This window comes from Streptomyces sp. NPDC091289 (genome assembly GCF_044757365.1).
Taxonomy (GTDB): Bacteria; Actinomycetota; Actinomycetes; order Streptomycetales; family Streptomycetaceae; genus Streptomyces.
In genome coordinates this window covers 117,209-139,240 of the sequence record NZ_JBIVUT010000001.1, presented here as the reverse complement: position 1 = coordinate 139,240, position 22,032 = coordinate 117,209, and the positions used below count along the sequence as shown (strand labels likewise).

The 22,032-nt window shown below is 75.3% G+C and carries 2 protein-coding genes (1 of these 2 running past the window's edge); both read left to right on the top strand.

What is annotated here, in order from left to right:
- The first annotated feature begins 161 nt into the window (after positions 1 to 161).
- Positions 162 to 17,603, top strand: a complete 17,442-nt coding sequence (locus tag ACIQPT_RS00445) for an amino acid adenylation domain-containing protein (RefSeq protein ID WP_401150816.1) — start codon at positions 162 to 164, stop codon at positions 17,601 to 17,603.
- Positions 17,600 to 22,032, top strand: partial view of an amino acid adenylation domain-containing protein gene (locus tag ACIQPT_RS00440; RefSeq protein WP_401150814.1) — the 5' portion only. The gene runs 11,152 nt beyond the window's last position; 4,433 of the gene's 15,585 nt are visible here — the first part of the coding sequence; its start codon is at positions 17,600 to 17,602; its stop codon lies off the right edge, out of view. The genes ACIQPT_RS00445 and ACIQPT_RS00440 overlap by 4 nt, the downstream gene beginning before the upstream one ends.

Here is a 22,032-nt window from a genome sequence, read left to right as displayed (position 1 = left end):
CGGTCCCGGTGCGCCCGCGCCCCGAACCCGCCCCCCCCACCACTCACTGTCACACCGCCGCGCCGACGGCCCTCGTCCGCGTGCCCTCCGGCACGCCCTGCCCACGAACCTGTCCACCTCACCGGGAGATCCGGCCGAGGTTTCCTGCCGGGAGAATGCGCATGAGCACCCACCGCGAACGCCTGCCGCTGACCGAGGCCCAGCTCGGTCTCTGGTCCGCGCAGCGACTCGACCCGGCGAACCCCGTGTATCTCACCGCGGAGTACGTCGAGTTGACGGGACCGCTGGACGAGCGGGCGTTCACGGCGGCCGTGACCCGGGCCGTCGGCGAGGCCGACGGGCTCTCCGTACGCTTCACCGCCGACGGCGACGACGTCCACCAGGAGACCGGCGCGGTCCTGCCGGCCGGCCCCGACATCCTCGACCTCCGCACCGCCGGCGACCCGCACACCGCCGCCCTGACCTGGATGGAGCAGGAGCGCTCCACCCCGGTCGACATCGAACGCGGCCCGCTCTACCGCCACACGCTGCTGCGCACCGGCGACGAGCAATGGCTCTGGTACCACCGCTGCCACCACATCCTCCTCGACGCCTACGGCTACGCCCGCCTCGCCGAACGCGTCGCCGAGCTCTACGGGCACGCATGTGCGGGCACCGAACCTCAGGCGGCCTCGTTCGGCTCGCTCCGCGACGCGGTCGAGGAGGACCTGCGCTACACCGGCTCCGAACAGCACACCCTCGACGCCCGGTTCTGGCAGGACCTGCTGGCCGACCGGCCGCACCCGCCGACCCCGGCCCGCACCGCGCCCACCCGCGTCGCCCCCCGCTTCCTGCGCAGCCGGCTCACCCTCGGAGCCGGGGACGCCGAACGGCTCGCCGCGTTCGCGCAGCACTCCCGCGCCACCTGGCCGGAGGCGGTGACCGCCGCATGGGCGCTGTACCTGACCCGGCTCACCGGCACACCCGAGGCCGTCATCGGCCTCCCTGTCAGCAACCGCACGGGCAGCGTCCTCGCCCGCACCCCCGTCACCGCCGTCAACGTCGTCCCGCTCCGGGTCGCCGTCGACGAACGGGAGCCGGTCGGCGACCTCCTGCGCCGCATCACCCGCACCCTGCGCACCCAACGCCGCCACCAGCGCTACCGGGGCGAGCAACTCCGCCGCGACCTGCAGCTGTTCGGGCACGGCAGACGGCTCGTCGGCCCCCAGCTGAACATCAAGCCGTTCGCCACGGAACTCACCTTCGGCGACTGCGCGGGTACGGTGCACTCGCTGGCCGCCGGAGCCGTCGAGGACCTCAACGTCACGGTCGCCGGGCGGGGCGGCCCGGACACCGGGCTCACCGGCCTCGATCTCGTCCTGGACGGCAGCCCCGAGCTGTACGGAGCCGAGGAGCTGGACGCCCACCTCCACCGCTTCGCCACCCTCCTGGACCGGCTCTCCCGCACGGAACCCGACCTCCCGGCAGCCCGCGTCGGATTCCTGGGCGACGCCGAACACCGGCGCGTCCTGCGGGAGTTCAACACCCCCGCCGACCAGGACGCCGAAGCCGCCCCGGCCCCCGGCCTCACCGAGGGCTTCGCGGCCCAGGTCCGCCGCACCCCGGACGCGGTGGCCCTCCGCCGCGGCGACACCCGCCTCACCTACGCGGATCTTGCGGACCGGGCCGACCGGCTGGCCTCGGTCCTCCGGGCCCGGGGTGCGGGCCGGGGCAGCCTGATCGCCGTCGCCCTGCCCCGGGGCGAAGCGCTCCTGGTCGCACTGCTGGCCGTGGCGCAGGCGGGAGCCGCGTACGTACCGCTGGACCCGCGCTACCCGGCCGACCGGCTCCGCCACATGCTGACGGACAGCCGGCCCCTCCTCCTGGTCACCGACCGGGACCACCCCTGGGCCACGGATCTGCCCCTGCTCACCATCGCCCCGGACGGCACGGTCCCGGACGCGGGGGCGGGGGCGGACAGGGAGACCGGGGCCGAGGCCGGCGGTCCCGTCCCGCCGGCCGACGCCCACCCGGCCGACCCCGCCTATGTCATCTACACCTCCGGATCCACCGGCCGCCCCAAGGGCGTCGTGGTGCCCCGCCACGCCCTCGCCAACCTTCTGGCCGCCATGGGCCGGCTGCTCGGCCTGTCCGGCGAGGACCGCCTGCTCGCGGTGACCACCGTCTCCTTCGACATCGCCGCCCTCGAACTCTTCGTTCCCCTCCTCGGCGGGGCCACCGTGGTGCTCGCCGCCGACGACGACGTACGCGACCCCTTCGCGCTCGCCGCGCTCATCCGGTCGACCGCACCCGCCGTGATGCAGGCGACCCCCTCGCTCTGGCGCGTCCTCGCCGACGCCGCCCCGGACACCCTGGGAGGACTGCGGGCGCTCAGCGGGGGAGAGCCGCTGCCCCCCGACCTGGCGGACATCCTGGCCCGGCACGCCACCGGGCTCGTCAACCTCTACGGGCCGACCGAGACCACCATCTGGTCCACCGCGGCCGTCCTCGGCCACGGCGCCCCGCCGCACGTCGGCCGGCCCGTCCGCCGCACCCGCGCCTACGTCCTGGACCGCACCCTCGCCCCCGCTCCCGTCGGCATGACCGGCGAACTGCACCTCGCCGGGGACGGGGTGGCCGAGGGCTACCTCGGCCGCCCCGCGCTGACCGCCGAACGCTTCGTCGCCGACCCCTACGGCACACCCGGCGGCCGGATGTACCGGACCGGCGACCTGGCCCGGTTCCGCGACGACGGCACCCTGGAGGTGCTGGGCCGCGCCGACCACCAGGTGAAGATCCGCGGACACCGTGTGGAACCCGGCGAGATCGAGGCCGCCCTGCTGGCCCACCCCTCGGTCGCGGAGGCCGCCGTCACCGCCGTCCCGGCACCGGGCGGCGACCTGACGCTCGCCGCGTACTGCGTTCTCGCACGCACGACGGAGGACACGGAGGAGAAGCCCGAAGCCGGAGACGCCACGGACGGCCCCTGGGCCGACCCGCTGCGCGCCGCGCTCGCCGAGCAGCTCCCCGAACACCTGGTGCCCAGCCACTTCGTAGGGCTGGACCGGCTGCCGCTGACCCCGAACGGCAAGACCGACCGGGCCGCACTGCCCGCCGTCGGGACCGCCGCCCGCCCCACGCCCGGGCGCGCCCCGAGCTCCGGGGCGGAGTCGCTGCTGTGCGACCTGTTCGCCGATGTGCTCGGCCGGAGCGGCGCGACGCCCGACGACGACTTCTTCCTCCTCGGCGGCCACTCGCTGTCCGCCGCCCGCCTGGTGACCGCGCTCCGCTCCCGTACCGGGGCCGAACTGCCCGTGCGCGTCGTCTTCGACCACCCCACCCCGGCCCGGCTGGCCGCCGTCCTGGAAGAGACGGAGGCCTCCCGGCCGTCGGCAGGGGCCCTGCCTCCGCTGGTCCGGCGACCCCGGCCCGAGCGGCCGCCGCTCTCCTTCGGACAGCGGCGGCTGTGGTTCCTCGCCCGCAGCCAGGGCGAGGACGGCTCGTACAACATCCCCCTCGCCCTCGACATCACCGGCCGGCTCGACCCGGCCGCGCTGCGCCGCGCGCTCGCCGATGTCGCCGCCCGCCACGAGATCCTGCGCACCGTGCTGCCCGTCCAGGACGGTGAGGCCTGGCAGCAGGTGCTGGACACCGGATCGGCGGAGCCCCCACTCGACGAAGTCACGGTCACCGCGGCGGAGTTGACCGACCGGATCGCTGTCGAGGCCGCCCGCCCCTTCGCCGTCGAGCGCGAAACGCCTCTGCGTGCGGTGCTGTTCACCACGGAGTCGGAGGCCCCGGAGGGCGGCGAGCCGCCCCGGGGGACCCTGCTGCTCGTCCTGCACCACATCGCCGCCGACGAATGGTCACTGCCGCCGCTCCTCGACGACCTCGCCGCCGCCTACACCGCCCGCCTCTCCGGCGCCGCCCCCCTGCTGCCGCGCCCGCCCGTGGACCACGCCGACTTCACGCTCTGGCAGCGGGACGTCGTGGCCGCGAACGAGGACGCGGACGCGGCCTACTGGCGCACCCGGCTGAGCGGAGCCCCCGAACAGCTGACCCTGCCCTGGGCCAGGCCCCGGCCCACCCGGACCGGCGGCCCCGCCCGCACCCACGACTTCGCCCTCGACGCCGGACTCCACCAGCGCGTCCGGGCCCTGGCCCGCCGCACCCGCACCACCACCTTCATGGTGCTGCACGCCGCGTTCGCCGCCACCCTCTCCCAGCTCGGCTGCGGCGACGACCTGGTCATCGGCACACCGGTCGCGGGACGTCACGACGAGGCGCTCCGCGACAGCGTCGGCTTCTTCATCAACACCCTTCCGCTGCGCACGGATCTGCACGGCACACCCAGCTTCCTCGACCTGCTGGAGCGCACCAGGGACGACGACCTCGCCGCCCTCGCCCACCAGCGCCTCCCGCTGGAACGCATCGTGGCCGAGGTCAACCCGCCCCGCCTGCCGGGCGTGAGCCCGCTGTTCCAGGTGCTGTTCGCCGTACGGGAGGAGTTCCCCGACCGGCCCGTGCTGCCCGGCCAGACCGGCCGGCCCCGCCTCGTGGCGACCGGGGCCGCCAAGTTCGACCTCCAGTGCACCATCAGCGAGGACCCGGCGACCGGGGCGACCGGGCAGCTCGAATACCGCACCGACCTCTGGGACGCCTCCGCCGCCGACCGCTTCGCCCGGGCGCTGCTGCACCTCCTCGACCGGGCCACCGCCGCCCCGGAACGCCCCGTCGTCACCCTGGAAACGGCCCCCGGCACGGCTACCGGAACCGTCGCCGGAGCGGCTGCCGGTTCCGCTACCGGCACCCTCCCCGGCACGGCATCCGGCGCGGCATCCGGCACCGTCCCCAGCAGCGCGGTCGCGGCTCCCGAGCCGCACCCCGTCCCGGCCACCTCGCCCGCCGAGCTGTGCGCCGCCCAGGCCGCCCGCACCCCCGCGCGTACCGCCCTGGTCAGCGGGGCCGAGGAGATCAGCTACGCGGAACTCGACGAGCGCTCCGCCCGGCTGGCCCGGCTGCTGGCCGACCGCGGGGCCGGCCCCGGCGTCCTCGTCGGCGTCAGCCTGCCCCGGGGCGCCGACCTCCTCGTCACCCTGCTCGCCGTCGGCCGGACCGGAGCCGCCTACCTCCCCGTCGACCCCGACTTCCCGCCCGACCGCATCCGGCTGCTGCTGGCCGACGCCGCACCGGCGCTCCTGGTCACCGACCGTGCCACCGGCCGTACCCTCGACGTGGACCCGCGCACCGCCCTCCTCCTCGACGACCCCGCGACGGTGCGCGCCGCCGCCGACGCCGCTCCGCTCGCACCCCGGCCCACCCACGGCGACGCCCCCGCCTATGTCATCCACACCTCGGGCTCCACCGGCCGCCCCAAGGGCGTGGTCGTCACCCGGGCCGCCGTCGTCAACTTCCTGCTCTGCCTGGCCGACACCCTGGAATTCGACGGCTCCGAACGGCTCCTCGCCGTCACCACCGTCGGATTCGACATCGCCGTCCTCGAACTGTTCCTGCCACTGATCACCGGCGGCACCGTGATCCTCGCGGACCGGGAACAGGTCCGCGACCCCGCCCTCCTCGCCGGGCTCATCGACACCGCCCGCCCCACCGTCATGCAGGCCACCCCCTCCCTGTGGCGGGCCCTCCTGGACGCCCGGCCCGACGCGGTCGGCGGGCTGCTCGCCCTCGCCGGGGGCGAGGCCCTCGCCCCCGACCTCGCCCGGCGGCTCGTCGCCCACGGCGCCGGACTCGTCAACCTCTACGGGCCCACCGAGACCACCATCTGGTCCACCGCCGGCACCCTCGACGCGACGGCCGCCGCGGCCCCGCACGTCGGCACCCCGCTGTGGAACACCCGCGCCCGGGTCCTCGGCCGGGGCCTGGTCCCGCTGCCCGTCGGAGTGACCGGCGAGCTCTACCTCGCGGGCAGCGGACTCGCCCAGGGCTACCTGGGCCGCCCCGGCCAGACCGCCGAACGCTTCACCGCCGACCCCTGCGGACCGCCCGGGGCCCGCATGTACCGCACCGGCGACCTCGCCCGGCTGCGCGCCGACGGCACCCTGGAGATCGTCGGCCGCGCCGACCACCAGGTGAAGATCCGCGGCCACCGCATCGAACCCGGCGAGGTCGCCGCAGCCCTCCGCGCCCACCCGGAAGTCGAGGACGCGGCCGTCGTCGCCCACCAGGACCCGTCCGACCCGGCACCCCGCCTGATCGCGCACCTCACCGGGCTCACCGGCACCCCCGAGACCCGGGCGGCCACCGCCGCCCGGGTCCGCGAAGACCTGCGCGCCGTGCTGCCCGGCCACCTCGTCCCGGACCTCTGCCTGCCGCTCGACGCCCTCCCGCTCACCCCGAACGGCAAGCTCGACCGGGCCGCCCTGCCCGCGCCCCGGCCCGCCGCCGCCCCCGCCGGACGCGCCCCGGCCGGACAGCGCGAGGAGCTGCTCGCCGCGCTCTTCGCCGACCTCCTCGGCCTCGAACACGTGGGCGCGGAAGCCGACTTCTTCGCCCTCGGCGGCCACTCCCTGCTCGCCGCCCGGCTGGCGGGCCGGGCCTCCGAGGTGCTCGGCCACCCGCTGCCGGTCCGGCAGATCTTCGACACCCCGACCGTCGCCGCGCTCGCCGCCCACTCGGGGCCCCCGGCCACCCCGCTGCCCGCACTCGAACCCGTGGCCCACGAAGGCCCGTTGCCGCTCTCGCCCGCCCAGGCGCGGCTGTGGTTCCTGAGCCGGCTCCAGCCCGGCCCCGCCTACCACCTGCCGTTCGTCCTCACCCTCACCGGCGAGGTCGACCACGACGCCCTGACCGCCGCCGTCGGCGACCTGGCCGAACGGCACGCCGTGCTGCGCACCGTGTTCCCCGAGGCCGACGGGGCACCGGCCCAGCACATCCTGGACCGGCCCGCACCGGTCCGTGTCCGGGCCGCCCACACCCCGGGAGAAGTCGAGGACCTGCTCGGCGCGCTCGCCGCCGAACCCTTCGACCTCGCCACCGAACCGCCCTTCCGTGTCACCGTCCTGACCGAGCCCGACCGCACCACCGTCCTGCTGCTGATCCACCACATCGCCGCCGACGAATGGTCCGTCGAACCGCTGCTCACCGACCTGTCCGCCGCCTACCGGGCCCGGCTCGCCGGAGCCGCCCCCGACCTGCCGCCGCTCGCCGCCCGCTACACGGACTACGCCCACTGGCAGCGCACCCTTCTGGACGGCGGCCACCTCCAGGGCCAGGCCGACTTCTGGCGGCGCACGCTCCACGGCGCACCCGCCGCCCTCGACCTGCCCACCGACCGGCCCCGGCCCGAAACACCCACCGGACGCGGCGGGTTCGTCCCCTTCACCCTCCCCGACGAGGTCGCCACCGGCCTGCGTTCCCTGGCCGCCGGCGCCGGAGTGACCCCGTTCATGGTGACCCAGGCCGCGCTGTGCGCCCTGCTCGCCGGACTCGGGGCCGGGGACGACATCCCCCTCGGTGTCCCGACCGCCGGCCGGGGCGAGCGGCGCACGGAGGAGTTGATCGGCTTCTTCGTCAACACGCTCGTCCTGCGCACCGACCTGTCGGGCGACCCGTCCTTCCGTGAACTCCTCGGCCGGGTCAGGGCCGTGGACCTCGACGCCTTCGACCACGCCGACCTGCCCTTCGAACGGGTCGTGGAGGAGCTCAACCCCGAACGCGGCCCGGCCAACCCGCTGTTCCAGGTGATGCTGACGTACCAGAACCGCACCGCGATCCCGTTCACCGCACCCGGCGTCGACGCCATGTTCACCCTGCGGGAGACGGACACGGCGAAGTTCGACCTCATCGTCGGGTTCACCGATCACCTCACCGGCGGTGGCATCGACGGGGCGATCAATTACAGCGCCGACCTGTTCGACGCCGCCACCGTCCGCACCCTCGCCGACCGGCTGGTCACCGTCCTGGCCCGCGCGGTCGCCCGCCCCGACACCCCGATCGGCTCCATCGGCGTCCTCACCGAGGGGGAGGAGGACACCCTCCTGCGCCACTGGAACCCGGCCGGCGACCACCGGGGAACCCCGTCCGTCCTCGACCGGTTCGCCCGCACCGCCGACCGGCACCCCGACGCACCGGCCCTCACCCACGGGGACCACACCCTCACCTACGCCGAACTCGACGCCCGTACCAACGCGTTGGCCCGGCTGCTGATGTCGTACGGAGTCGGCCCCGAGGACCGGATCGCCCTGCTGCTGCCCCGCTCCACGGCCCTCGTCGAAGCGGTGCTCGCCGTCGCCAAGACCGGGGCAGCCTACGTCCCCGTCGACCCCGCCCACCCCCAGGACCGCATCGCCTGGACCCTCCACGACGCCGCCCCCGCCCTCGTCCTCACCGACACCGCGACCGTCGGCAGCACCCCCGTCACCTGCACCACCCCCGTGCTCGTCCTCGACGAGGAACCGCACGCCGGGAGTTGGCGGCGGCAGCCGGACGGTCCGGTCACCGACGCCGAACGCACCACGCCGCCCCGCCAGGACAACGCCGCCTACCTCATCTACACCTCGGGCTCCACCGGCCGCCCCAAGGGCGTCGTCGTCACCGGCCGCAACCTCGCCCGCCTCTTCGACGCCACCGCCGAGGACGCCTTCGGCCCCGACGACGTATGGACCCTCTTCCACTCCTACGCCTTCGACTTCTCCGTCTGGGAGATGTGGGGCGCCCTCCTCCACGGCGGCCGCCTCGTCATCGTCCCGCACACCGTCACCCGGTCCCCGGACGACTTCCTCAAGCTGCTGCACCACGAGGGCGTCACCGTCCTCAACCAGACCCCGTCCGCCTGCTACCAGCTCACCGAGGCCCTCACCGCCCCCGGTTCGCCCGGCATCCCGCCCACCCTGCGCCTGGTCGTCCTCGGCGGCGAGGCCCTCGACCCGGCCCGCCTCACCCCCTGGCTCCGGGCCCCCGAGGGACCTCGGCTGGTCAACATGTACGGGATCACCGAGACCACCGTGCACGTCACCACCCACGACCTCGCCCCCGGTGCGCCCGCCCCGGGCGTGAGCCCCGTCGGCCGGGCCATCGACGATCTGCGGCTCTACGTCCTGGACCGGCGGCTGCGGCCCGTGCCGCCCGGCGTCACCGGTGAGCTGTACGTCGCCGGGGCCGGCCTCTCCCGCGGCTACCGGGGACGCCACCCGCTGACCGCCGAACGCTTCCTCGCCGACCCGTTCGGCGCGCCCGGCACCCGGATGTACCGCAGCGGCGACCTCGCCCGCTGGTCCGCCGACGGCACCCTCCACTACCTCGGCCGGGCCGACAGCCAGGTGTCGCTGCGCGGGTTCCGCATCGAGACCGCCGAGATCGAGACGGTGCTGTGCGACGCGGGCGGAGCACGCTCCGCCGCCGTCCTCCTCCGCGATGACCTGCCCACCGGACCCGGCCTCGTCGCCTACACGACGGGCGGCGTCCCGGCCGCCGACCTGCGCGCGGCCTGCGCGGCGCGACTGCCCGACTACATGGTGCCGACCGCGTTCGTCGGCCTGGACCGGCTGCCGCTGACCGCCAACGGCAAGCTCGACCGGGCCACCCTGCCTCTCCCCGACGCCGACGCCGCCCCGGACGGGCCGCCCACCGGACGTGCCCCCCGCACCGCACAGGAACACCTCGTCACCCGGCTCTACAGCGAGGTCCTCGGCCGCGCCCCCGTCGCCGTGGACGAGGACTTCTTCGCCCTCGGCGGCCACTCCCTGCTGGTCACCCGCCTCGCCGGACGCCTCCGCGCCGAACTCGGCCTCGACGTCCCCGTCCGGACCCTCTTCGAAGCCCCCACGGTCGCCGCGCTCGCCGAGCGGCTGACCGGACTCACCCGCACCCAGGACGCCCGCGTCCCCGCGCTCGCCCCGGCCGCCGAACGCCCCGACCGGCTCCCGCTGTCGCCCGCCCAGGCCCGCCTGTGGTTCCTCCACCGGCTCGGCGGATCCGCCGTCACCTACGCCGTACCGCTGCTGCTGCGCCTGCACGGCCCCCTCGACGAGGACGCCCTAGGCCGTGCACTCACCGCGCTCACCCGACGCCACGAGATCCTGCGCACCTGCTACCCCGAGCACGAGGGACGCCCGGTCCAGCAGGTGCTGCCCGAGGCCGCCCCCGTACCCCTGACGACCGCACTCCTGGACGGCGAGTCCGTCGAGGACGCTGCCCGCCGGCTCGCCGCCGAACCCTTCGACCTGGCCGACCGGCCCCCGCTCCGCGCCCACCTCCTCACCGGCCCCGACGGCGAACCGGCCCTGCTGCTCGTGGTGCACCACATCGCGTACGACGAGGCCTCCACCGGACCCCTCGTACGGGACCTCGCCCAGCTGTACGCCACCGAACTCGACCCGGACCGCACGCCACCGGCCGCCCCCACCCTCCAGTACGCCGACTACACCCTCTGGCACCGGGATGCGACCGCCGCCCGGGAGGACGGGCTGCTGGCCTACTGGCGCACCGCACTCGCCGGAGCACCCCAGGAGATCGCCCTGCCCCTGGACCGGCCCCGTCCCGCGGAGGTGGACGAGTGCGGGGACTCCGTGGAGTTCGCCCTCCCCGCCGACGTCCACCGGGCCGCCGTCCGGACCGCCCGCGAGGGCGGCGCCACCCTCTTCATGGTGCTCCAGTCCGCCCTCGCCGTCCTGCTCACCGCCCATGGGGCTGGCCACGACCTGCCGATCGGCACCACCCTCAGCGGCCGGGGCGAGCCCGCCCTTCAGGAGCTGCCGGGACTGATCGCCAACACCGTCGTGCTGCGCACCGACACCTCCGGGGGCCCCACCTTCGCCGAACTCCTCGCCCGGGTCAGGGCCGTCGACCTCGACGCCTTCGACCACGGCGACCTGCCCTTCGAACGGCTCGTCGACGCCCTCGCCCCGGACCGTTCGCTCTCCCGCCACCCGCTCTTCCAGATCGCCCTGATCCACCAGAACGCCCCGGACCGCAGCCACCCCTTCGGACCCGGCACCGCCGATGTGGAACTCGTCGAGACCCGCGCCGCCAAGTTCGATCTGACCCTCGCCGTCGTCGAGGAACCCGGAAAGGACGGGCTGCGCGCCGCCCTCAACTACCGCACGGCCCTCTTCGACCGCCCGACCGTCGAGGCCCTCGCCCGCAGGCTCACCGCCCTGCTCGAACGGCTCTGCGCCCACCCCGACCGGCCCGTGGACCAGGTGCCCGTCCTGGACGCGGCGGAGACGCGGCGGGTCCTCACCGCGTCGACCGGAACCGATGCCGCCCTGCCGCCACGCACCCTCGCCGACCTGGTGCGCGAGCAGGCCGCCCGCACCCCTGCCGCCGAGGCCCTGCGCGACGGGGCCCGCAGCTGGAGCTACGCCGAGTTCGACACCGAGGCCGACCGGATCGCCGGCCTCCTCGCCGACCAGGGCGTCCGACGCGGAGACACCGTGGCCGTCGCGCTGCCCCGTTCCGCCGAACTCGTCCTCGCCGTCCACGCCGTGCAGCGCGCCGGGGCGGCGTACCTCCCGCTCGACGCGACCCAGCCGGCCGCGCGCATCAGGTCCCAACTCCACGACGGGGGAGCGGTCCTGCTGATCGGCGAACCCGCCGTGCCCCTTCCCGAGGAGGTCCTCGACGGCCTGCCGGTCCTCGACATCACCGCCGACGAGGTGCCCCGCTTCACCACCGTCCTCGACACCCCCCGCCCCGCCGACCCCGCCTACCTCCTCTTCACCTCGGGCTCCACCGGCCGCCCCAAGGGCGTCTCCGTTCCGCACAGCGCCGTCGCCAACCGGCTGCGCTGGGCCCAGGACACCTACCGGCTCACCGGGGACGACCGCGTCCTCCTCAAGACCCCGGCCACCTTCGACGTATCCGTCTGGGAACTCTTCTGGCCCCTGCTCGCCGGCGCCACCCTCGTCACCGCAGGGCCCGACGACCACCGCGACCCGGCCGCCCTCGCCCGGCTGCTGCGCGAACACCGCATCACCACCGTCCACTTCGTCCCGTCGATGCTCACCGCCTTCACCGACTTCACCCGCGCCGCCGACCCCGACGCCTGCGCGTCCCTGCGCCGCGTCCTGGCCAGCGGCGAAACCCTGACCCCGGCCGCCGCCGACGGACTGCTCCGCCTCGCCCCGCACACCGAGCTCCACAACCTCTACGGGCCGACCGAAGCCGCCGTCGACGTCACCGCCCACCCCGTCACCACCGCCGACATCGCCTCGGGGCACCTCCCCATCGGCCGGCCCGTGTGGAACACCGCCGCCCTCGTCCTGGACGAACGGCTGCGCCCGGCCCCGCCCGGCGCGGCGGGCGAGCTCTATCTCGCCGGAGCCCAACTGGCGTACGGCTACCACGGCCGCGCCGCCCTCACCGCCGAACGGTTCGTCGCCGACCCCTACGGCCCGCCCGGCAGCCGCCTCTACCGCACCGGCGACCTGGCCCGGCTACGGGCCGACGGAACGCTGGAACACCTCGGGCGCGTCGACGACCAGATCAAGCTGCGCGGCCAGCGCGTCGAGCCGGGCGAGATCCGGGCCGCGATCGACGCCCACCCCGAGATCGCCGCCTGCGCGGTGGTGGCGCACGAGGACCCCGCCACCGGCACCACGCATCTGATCGGCTACGTCGTCCCCCGTACGGGAGGCGGCGCCGCGCTCCCCGCCGGTATGGAGGAACACCTCGCAGCCCGGCTCCCCGCCCACCTCGTCCCCACCGCCCTGATCCCGCTGCCCGCCCTGCCCGTCACCGCCAACGGCAAGCTCGACCGCGCCGCGCTCCCGGCACCCCGCCTCACCTCCCCGGAGACCCGCACCGCACCCCGCACGGACGAGGAGCGGCGGCTCGCCGCCCTCTTCGCCGAACTCCTGCGGACCGAACACATCGGCGTCGACGACAGCTTCTTCGCCCTCGGCGGCGACAGCATCCTGTCCATCCAACTCGTCGGCGCGGCCCGCAAGGCCGGTCTCGTCTTCACCCCGCAGGACGTCTTCCGCCACCGGACGGTCAGCGGCCTGCTCGCCGTCGCCGAACGCGCCACCCCGGACGCAGGGACGTCCGCCGGGCCCGCCACCCCGGACGACGGAGCCCCCGGCCGGCTCACCCCGCTCCAGGAAGGGCTGCTGTTCCTCTCCCAGTACGACGGCCCGGAGGCCACCGGCACCGGCGGCGACCCGCTCGACGTCTACCACGTCCAGGTCGTCATCCGCCTCACCGGCGACCTCGACACCGACCGTCTGCGCCCCGCACTGCGCACGGTCATCCGTCGCCACACACCCCTGCGCACCGCGTTCACCGGCGACGAGGACGGCTGGACCCAGCGCGTGCACGCCGACGTGGAAGCGGAGTTCGACGAACTGGACCTGCGTCGCCGCAAGCCGAAGGAGCAGGAGCGGCGCGCCACCCGGCGGGCCGACGACGACCGCCGCCGCCGCTTCGACCTGGCCGCCTCGCCGCTGCTGCGCACCACGCTCATCCGCCGCTCGGAGACCTGCGAACTCGTCCTCACCGGACACCATCTGGTCCTCGACGGCTGGTCGTTGCCCCTCCTCGTCCGCGAACTCCTGCACGCCTACGCGGACATCGAACTGCCCGCCCCGCCGGACTACCCGCTCCACCGCTCCTGGCTCGACGCCCAGGACGAGCAGGGCGCGGCGGAAGCCTGGCGCGCGGCGCTGGACGGCGTCACCGAACCCACCCGGCTCGTCCCCGACGACCCCGGCGAGCAGGAACTCCCGCACGAGCACACGGTGTTGGTCGACCCCGACCTCACCGCCCGGCTCCTGGCATTCGCCCGGGAGCGGGAACTGACCCTCAGCACCCTCACCCAGACCGTGTGGGGGCTGGTGCTGAGCGCCCACACGGGGCGGCGTGACGTCGTCTTCGGCACGGTGGTCTCCGGCCGGCCCGCCGAGGTGCCCGGCGTCACCGACATGATCGGCCTGTTCGTCAACACCGTTCCCGTACGCGTCACCGTGCGCCCCGACGAGACGCTCGCCGCTCTCGCGGCCCGCGTCCAGGACGCGTTCGCGGCCCTGCTGCCGCACCACCACCTGGGCCTGGCCGCCATCCAGCGGGCCGCGGGACACGGCGTCCTCTTCGACACCCTCACCGCCCTGGAGAACTATCCGGCCGACGGCATCCCGGCCCTCGCCGAGGCCACCGGTCTCGGCCTGGAGGAGATCCGGGGCCGGGACGCCACCCACTACCCGCTGACCTTCGCCACCGTGCCCGGCGAACGGCTCACCCTGCGCCTCACCTACCGCCCGGCGGCCGTCACCCCGGCCCACGCCCGGGACCTCGCCGCACGCGTCGAACATCTGCTGCGGGCGCTCGTCACCGCCCCCGACACCCGTATCGCCGCACTCGACGCACTGACGGACGCCGAACACACGGCGCTCACCGCACACCGCGCCGGACCGCCCGCCCCCACCGCCCGCACCTGGGCCCGGCTCTTCGCCGAACAGCGCGACCGCCGGCCGGACGCGGTGGCCGTGGACGCGCCGGACGGCTCCTTGACGTACACGGAACTGGACCGGCGGGCACGCGAGTTGGCCGGTGCGCTGCGCGGTGCGGGGATCGGTCCGGGCCGGACGGTCGCCGTGATCCTGCCGCGCTCCGTCGACCTCGTCGTCGCCCAGCTCGCCGTCCAGCAGGCGGGCGCCGCCCATCTGCCCATCGACCCGGACTACCCCGAGGACCGCATCGCCGGCATGCTCCAGGACGCCCGCCCGGCAGGGATCCTCACGCACCGGGCGCTCGCCGACCGCTACCCGGACGCGCTGCTCACGGACGCGCCGAGGCCCGAAGCGGCGCACACGGACACCGACGTCGCCCTCACCCCCGACCACCCCGCCTACATCATCTTCACCTCCGGGTCGACCGGCCGCCCCAAGGGAGTGATCACCCCGCACCGGGGCCTTGCCGCCCTCACCACCGCGCAGGCGGAGCGGCTCGGCATCGACGACGGCAGCCGGGTCCTCCAGCTCGCCTCCCCGTCCTTCGACGCCTCCGTGATGGAGACGCTGATGGCCCTGGCGACCGGCGCCACCCTCGTCGTCCCCGACCCGGGACCGCTCGCCGGACCACTCCTCGGCGAGACGATCGCCCGACGCCGCGTCAGCCACGCCCTGATCCCGCCCACCGCCCTCACCGGCCTCGAACCGGACGGACTCGACTGCCTGCGCACCCTGATTGTCGGCGGCGAGGCGTGCACCGCACCGCTGGCCGCCCGCTGGGCCCCTGGCCGCCGCATGGTCAACGCCTACGGGCCCACCGAGGCCACCGCCTGCGTCACCATGAGCGCACCCCTGACCCCCGGCGCGACCCCGCCCATCGGCACCCCGCTGCACGGCGTACGCGCCCACGTCCTCGACACCCTGCTCAGGCCCGTACCTCCCGGCGGGACCGGCGAACTGTACGTGGCCGGGCCCGGCGTCGCCCAGGGCTACCTGGACCGCCCCCGCCTCACCGCCGAACGCTTCACCGCCGAGCCCGGCGGCCCTCCCGGCAGCCGCATGTACCGCACCGGCGACCTGGTGTCCCGGGCGCCCGACGGCTCCCTGCTCTACCACGGGCGCGCCGACGACCAGGTGAAGGTCCGGGGCTTCCGCGTCGAGCCCGGCGAGATCGTCGCCGCCCTCCAGGCCCGCCCGGAGATCCGCGCGGCGGCCGTCCTGCTGCGCCAGGACGACCCGGCGGGACCGCGCCGACTGGTCGCCTACCTGGTGCCGGCGGCGGGGGACCCGGAGGCGGTTCTCGACACCACCGCCCTGCGCACCGCCCTGGCCCGGGTGCTGCCCGACCACATGGTGCCCAGCGCCTTCGTGACCGTTCCCGGTCTGCCGGTCACCGCCAACGGCAAGCTCGACCGCGACGCGCTGCCCGCCCCCGACTTCGGCGCGGCCACCGGCGACACCGCCCCCGAAGGACCCGCCGAGGAGACCCTGGCCGCGCTCTTCGCCGACGTACTGGCCCTGCCCTCGGTGGGCGCGGAGGACAACTTCTTCACCCTCGGAGGCGACAGCATTCTCTCCATGCAACTGGTGGCCCGCGCCCGCGCCGCCGGGCTGCGCCTCACCCCGCGCGAGGTCTTCGAGCAGACCTCCGTCCGGGCACTCGCCGCCCTCGTCTCCGGCCGGGAGCCGGCCCCGGTGGCCGGCCGCCCCTCGGCCCCCGCCCTCCCCGACACCGGCCCCGCACCCCTCACACCCATCATGCGCTGGATCGCCGAACGGCCCGGCCCCACCGGCAGGTTCAGCCAGTCCATGCTGCTGACCCTGCCGCCCGCCATCGACCCGGCCGCGACGGCGGAGGTCCTGGGCGCGGTCCTGCGCCACCACGCCGTGCTGCGCGCCCGCATCGACCTGGACGCCGGGACCTTCGTGATCCCGGAGCCGGACGCGGGGCCCGCCCCGGCGCTGGACGAAGGGCCGTCCGGTACGGGGGCGAGCCCCGAGGCACTGGCCCGCGAGGTCGACGAGCTCGCCGCCCGACTCGACCCGGCCGAGGGGCTGATGGTGCGGGCCCGCAGCTACCCGGGGACGGACGGACACCCCGGCAGACTGCTGCTCGTCGTCCACCATCTGGCCGTCGACGGCGTCTCCTGGCGCATCCTCCTCGACGACCTGGCCCAGGCCTGGAGCGACATCGCACAGGGCCGGACACCTCAACTGCCGCCCGCCACCACTTCGTTCCGGAGCTGGGCCCACACGCTGCGACGGCAGACCGCCGCCCGCACCGCCGAACTCCCGCTCTGGAACGAGATCCTCGCCGCCCCCGACCGGCTGCCCGCCCCGCCCGGTGCCCCGTCGGAGGAGCCGCGCGCCCTGGGCACGGTCGCCGAGGCCCGCCACTTGGTCCGGACCCTCGACGGCGCGGCCACCCGCACCCTGCTCACCGGGGCTGCCGAACACCACGGCGCACGTGTCCAGGACCTCCTGCTCACCGCGCTCGCCCGCGCCGTACGTGAATGGAGCGGGCGCGACCGGGTGGACTTCGCCGCCCATGTCGAGGGGCACGGCCGGGAACAGCAGATCGAGGACGGCGCCGACCTCTCCCGTACCGTCGGCTGGTTCACCAGCCTCTACCCCGTACGGCTGACCGCGACGGCCGCCGAACCGCCCGGCGACACCCTCGCGCGCACCCGCGACCACCTGGAACGCCTCCCCGACAGCGGCATCGGCTACGGCCTGCTGCGGTACGCGGCGGAGCGCGGCGAGCCGGACGGGCCCCTGGCCGTGGCAGCGGCCGACGGACCCGGCGCACCCCTGATCGCCTTCAACTACCTGGGGCGGTTCGGCACCGCGCCCGCAGCCGGGGGAGCGGCCTGGACACCCGCGCCCGGGGCCGGCGTGCTCGGGGGAGCGATCGACGACGCGCTCACCATGGCGCACGCGGTCGAGATCAACGCCCTCACCCGGGACACCCCCGAGGGCCCCCTGCTGGACACCCGGCTCACCTGGTCCCCGGCGGCCCTCGACGACCGGGCGGCCCACGACCTCGCGGACTGCTGGCAGCGCGCGCTGACCGCGCCGGCCACAGACGCCCCACCACCCGCCGGACCGGAACCGGCGGCCGGACCCGCCGACCGGCACACCGACAGGCCCGCCCACGGCCTGTCCCCGCTCAGCCCCGAACAGACAGCCATGCTCGAAGCCCGATGGAGGAACCGGTGAGTGCGGACCACGGCCTGGAAGACATCCTTCCCCTGGCGCCCCTTCAGGAAGGCCTGCTCTTCCACGCGGACCTCTCCGACACCGGCGGAGCCTCCGGCGCGAGTGACGGGATCGACGTCTACACCATGCGTCTGGTCTTCCGCCTCGACGGAGACCTCGACGCCACCGCCCTGCGCCGCGCGACGGACACCGTGCTGGACCGCCACCCCCACCTGAGGGCGGCGTTCCTCCAGGAAGGTCTCGACCGGCCCGTCCAGGCGATTCCCCGCACGGCCGAAGTGCCCTGGCGGGAGATCGACCTGCGGGACACCGCCCCCGACCGGCAGCGGGCCGAGGAACAGCGGATCCTGGACGAGGAGCGCACCCACCGCTTCGACCTGACCCGGCCCCCGCTGCTGCGGCTCACCCTGCTGCGCCACGGCGACCAGGACCACACCCTCATCCTGACGGCTCATCACATCCTGCTCGACGGCTGGTCGGTACCGCTGCTCGGCAAGGAGCTGTTCACCGCCTACGCCCAGCACACCAAGGCCCCCGCCGCCCCGGCCCTGCCCACGGTCCGCCCCTACCGGGACTTCCTGGCCTGGCTGGCCGCACAGGACCGGCCCGCCGCCGAGAGTGCCTGGCGCGAGGCGCTCGCCCCGCTGACCGCACCCACCCTCCTCGCGCCGGCCGCCGTCGGCGCCGCTGTGCCCGAGCCGCCCGTCCAGCTCGATCTGCGGCTCTCCACCCCGGCCGGCGAAGGGCTCACCGCCTTCGCGGCCGCCCGGCAACTGACCACGGCGACCGTCCACCAGGCGGCCTGGGGCATCACCCTGGCCCGGCTGACCGGCCGGGCGGACGTGGCCTTCGGCACCACCGTCTCCGGCCGTCCCGCCGACCTCGACGGCGCCGAGACCATGATCGGCCTGTTCATCAACACCCTGCCGGTCGTCGTGCACGCACCCCCGCGTGCTCCGCTCGCCGACATCGCCGCCACCCTCCAGGCCGACCGCACCAAGCTCCTGGGCCACGAACACCTCGGCCTCCCGCACATCCAGCAACTCGCGGGAATCGGCGAGCTGTTCGACACCCTGCTGGTGGTGGAGAACTTCGGCGTCGACACCCGGGGCCTCGCCGACGCCCAGGCAGCGGGCGGACTCACCGTGCGGTCCGTGCGCGGCGAGGACGCCACGCACTACCCCGTCACCGTCGTCGTCCACCCCGGCCCCGAGACCCGGATCGCCCTGCGCTACCGCCCCGACCTGCTCACCGCCGACCGCGCCCGCGCTCTTGGCACCGCCTATGTCCGGGTCCTGGAGGCCCTGGCCACCGCCCCCACCTCCCCGGCGGGGACGGTGGAACTCCTCACGGCACAGGACCGCCGCCGCGTCCTCGAAGACGGCGAGGCCCTCACCCCCGACGACGAGCCCCCCACGCAGTCCATCCCCGACCGCTTCGCGGCCGCCATCGCCCTGGACCCCGACGCGACCGCCGTGACCGACGGCGACCGGACGATCGGCTACCGGGAACTCGACGCCCTCTCCGACCGGATCGCCCATCTGCTGCACGCACGGGGCGCGGGCCCCGGCACCCTGGTCGCTCTCTCCCTGGAACCGTCCGCCGAGCAGATCGGCGCGATCCTCGGCGTCCTCAAGACCGGCGCGGCCTACCTGCCGCTCCCCACCGACGCCCCCGCCGACCGGATCCGCCCCCAACTCGCCGCCGCGCGACCGGTGATCGGCCTCGTCACCTCCTCGCGGCAGCGGGACGACCTGCCTGCCACCGACTGTGACGCCGACCGCCCCGGCGCGGGCTGGCTGACGCTCGACGACATCCCGGCAGCGGCCCCGGACGACACCCGCTACCCCGCCCCCGCCATCTCCCCGCACGCCGCCGCCTACGTCATCCACACCTCCGGATCCACCGGACGCCCCAAGGGCGTCGTCGTCGAACACCGGAATGTGCTCCGGCTGTTGGATGCCACCGACGACGACTTCGGCTTCGGCCCGGACGACGTCTGGACGCTCTTCCACGCGTACGCCTTCGACTTCTCCGTCTGGGAGATCTTCGGGGCTCTGCTGTACGGCGGACGCCTCGTCGTCGTCCCGCGCGCCACCACCCGCGCGCCCGAGGAGTTCGCCGCCCTCCTGCGTCGCGAACGCGTCACCGTGCTCAACCAGACCCCGTCCGCGTTCCATCAGCTCGCCGACGTCCTGCTCGAAGCCTCCGAGGAACACGAACTCGCTCTGCGCACCGTCGTCTTCGGCGGCGAGGCGCTCGACCCCGGGCGGCTCACCGGCTGGTTCGAGCGGTACGGGGACGACGGCCCCGAGCTCGTGAACATGTACGGCATCACCGAAACCACCGTGCACGTCACCCACCGGGTCATGGAGGCCGAGGAGGAGGACGGACCGGACGCCCCGCTCAGCCCCGTCGGCCGGCCGCTCGACGACCTCGCCGTCCGGCTCCTCGACTCCGCCCTGCACCCCGTCGCCCCCGGGGCCACCGGAGAGCTGTACGTCGCCGGGCCCGGCCTGGCCCGTGGCTACCTCGGCCGGCACGCCCTCACCGCCACCCGCTTCGTCGCCGACCCGTACGGGGCGCCCGGCACCCGCATGTACCGCACCGGGGACCTGGCGCGCTGGACGGCGGACGGCGAACTCGACTACCTCGGGCGCGCCGACGAACAGGTGCAGATCCGGGGCTTCCGGGTCGAGCCCGGCGAGGCGCGCGCCGCACTCGCCGCACTCGACGAGGTCGCCGACGCCGTCGTCCTCGCCCGCCCCGCACCAGGCGGCGGCACCAGACTCCTCGCCTACGCCACCCCCGCCGCCGGCCCGCTCGCCCCGGACCGGCTCCGCGAGGCCCTGCGCGAACGGCTGCCCGACTACCTCCTCCCGGCCGCCGTCATCCCCGTCGACCACTGGCCGCTGACCGCCAACGGCAAGCTCGACCGCACCGCCCTGCCCGAACCGAAAGAGGCCGCCGTCCCCGGCGGACGCGCCCCGGCGACCCCGCAGGAAGAGATCCTCGCCCACCTCTTCGCGGAGATCCTGGAACGCGAACAGGTCGGCGCAGACGACGACTTCTTCGCCCTCGGCGGCCACTCCCTGCTCGCGACCCGCCTCGCCTCCCGGATCCGGGCGGCCCTCGACGTCACCCTGTCGGTGCGCGACGTCTTCGAGGCCGCGACCGTCGCCGCCCTCGCCCGCCGCGTCCAGCACGCCGGGCGGGCCCCCGAACCGCTCCGGCCCCGGCCGCGCCCCGCCACCCTGCCGCTCTCCCCGGCGCAGCGCCGGCTGTGGTTCCTCCAGCAACTCCACGGCATCGGGGCCGACTACACCATCCCCTTCGCCGCCCGGCTGACCGGCCCCCTCGACGTCCCCGCCCTGCGCGCCGCCCTCATCGACGTCATGACCCGTCATGAGGCGCTGCGCACCGTCTTCCCCGCCACCGACGGCCGGCCGCACCAGCACATCGTCGAGGTCCCCGACCTCCCTCCGCTGCTCACGGTGACCGACGCCACCGGCGTCGAGAACGAACTCCGGCGCTACGTCGAGGAGATGGCCGGAACCGTCTTCGACGTGGAGCGGGACGTGCCGCTGCGCGCGGGCCTGCTGCGGCTCGCCCCCGACCAGCACGTCATCGTGCTCGTCGTCCACCACATCGCCGCCGACCAGTGGTCGGCCCGCCCGCTCCTCACCGACCTCGCCACCGCCTACGCCGCCCGCACCGGGGGCGACGCCCCCGCGTGGCCGCCGCTGCCCGTCCAGTACGCCGACTTCACCCTGTGGCAGCGCGAGACTCTCGGCTGGGACGACGACGCGCCGAACGCGGAAGGCGAAGCGCCGAACCCCGACGGGGTGGCCGCCGCCCAGCTCGACCACTGGCGGACCGTCCTGGCCGGTCTCCCCGCCGAACTGCCCCTGCCCACCGACCGGCCGCGTCCGCCGGTGCCCAGCCATCGCGGCGGCTTCGCCCGGTTCACCGTGCCGCCCGAGGTGCACACCGCGATGCGCACCCTGGCCCGGACCGAGTCCACCTCACTGTTCATGGTGGCCCACGCGGCGCTCGCCGCCCTGCTCGCCCGCACCGGGGCCGGCCAGGACATCGTCGTCGGCACGCCCGTCGCCGGACGCCACGACACCGCGCTGGACGACCTCGTCGGCTTCTTCGTCAACAACCTCGTCCTGCGCACCGACCTCTCCGGCGACCCGTCCTTCCGCGACCTCCTGCACCGGGTGCGGGAGGCCGACCTCGCCGCGTACGCCCACGCCGACGTCCCCTTCGAGCACCTCGTCGACACGCTCGCCCCGCACCGCTCGCTCGCCCGCCATCCGCTCTTCCAGGTGATGCTGGCGTACGAGAACCGGCAGGCGGGCGAGATCGGGCTGCCCGGACTCACCACCACGACCGTCCCGGCGTTCGGCCGCTCCGCCAAGTTCGA